This is a genomic window from Halorubrum sp. AD140, from assembly GCF_034497445.1.
Taxonomy (GTDB): Archaea; Halobacteriota; Halobacteria; order Halobacteriales; family Haloferacaceae; genus Halorubrum.
Window position 1 is genome coordinate 1 of sequence record NZ_JAXRUU010000322.1, and the last position, 1,065, is coordinate 1,065.

Consider the following 1,065-nt stretch of genomic DNA (forward strand, 5'->3'; position numbering starts at 1 on the left):
CGAGAGCCACGCGTCGCTGGCGCGACGGTGGCTCTCGCCGCATCGAGGCATCTCAAAAGATCGCAAGCCGCAGTTCGGTCAGAGGTGCCCCTAGCGGCTAACGACGACTGTGGACATTCAGTCGTCGTTTTTTTCTGTGAAGAGACACGCCTGAAGATATTCGGTAAGTTCACGTCGCGTGGCGGTGATCGAGCCAGCACTATTTGTTGTCACGTTTCGGTTCTGTGCACCGTGGATGCTCGTTGCGATGAATGTTGCAATCTGAGTCGGCTCACATTCTCGAAACACGCCCTGCGCGATTCCGTCACGGATGATCTCCGTGAAGTGTTTTTGGAAGAACTGGTCCGTTTTGGTGAATTGTTCGCGGTAGGCTTCGTTGTGGGGGGCTTGTGCACGGAGTTCTGTCATCGCTGCGGTGAACTCAATGTACGATGAATCTGGGGACCTCGGGAGCGTATGATCGAGAATGTCGTGTAAATGCTCGTGTGCATCGGCATACTCGTCTCCCGGGATGTCGGACTTGAACTGCGTGAGCAAGAACTCTAAAAATGCGACGAGGAGTTCGTCTTTCCCGTCGTAGTGCTGGTAGATGAGGGACTTACTCTTCGGAAATTCGTCGCCGATACGCTGCATCGTCAGGTCCGCGTAGCCGTGTTTCTGCAACGCTTTGTATGTCGCTTGCATCATTTCCGTGTGCGTGTCGGTCGGGGATGATTGGAAAAGACGGAATGTACCCATAGTGAATGAACATTTATTCACAAGGTATATCTGTTTCCACTTCCATCCACGGCGGCGTCAGTGAATCGCGTCGGGGATCAAGCCCCGAGGCACTCTCCTTGAGTCTGTAACCCGCGAGTGAAATCGTGAGATTCCTCCCTGCTTCTTTGTGACTCTCCTTCGCTCGACAGTGGGAGCAGTGACGGAAAGTACGATACCGTTTCAGCGCCGCAGTGCTTCCACGGGACGGTCGTTCGCGGCTTTCCACGCCGGATAGAACCCGCTCACTAGACTCGCTATGACAGCACAGCTGAACCCGTATACCACATACTGGGCGCTTTCCCAACC

The 1,065-nt window shown here is 54.4% G+C and carries 1 protein-coding gene and 1 pseudogene; both read right to left on the reverse strand.

Annotated elements, in window-relative coordinates; genetic code table 11:
* Positions 1-117: 117 nt before the first annotated feature.
* Complete coding sequence (locus tag U4E84_RS18530; protein ID WP_322533523.1) at positions 118-738, reverse strand: TetR/AcrR family transcriptional regulator; 621 nt, start codon at positions 736-738, stop codon at positions 118-120.
* A 201-nt stretch (positions 739-939) separates the two neighbouring features.
* Positions 940-1,065 (reverse strand): annotated as a pseudogene (locus tag U4E84_RS18535) (ABC transporter permease); the annotation flags it as partial.

What these genes read in the sequence shown, in the direction of transcription:
- U4E84_RS18530 (WP_322533523.1), bottom strand. Translation starts at nt 738, where the DNA reads ATGGGTACATTCCGTCTTTTCCAATCATCCCCGACCGACACGCACACG.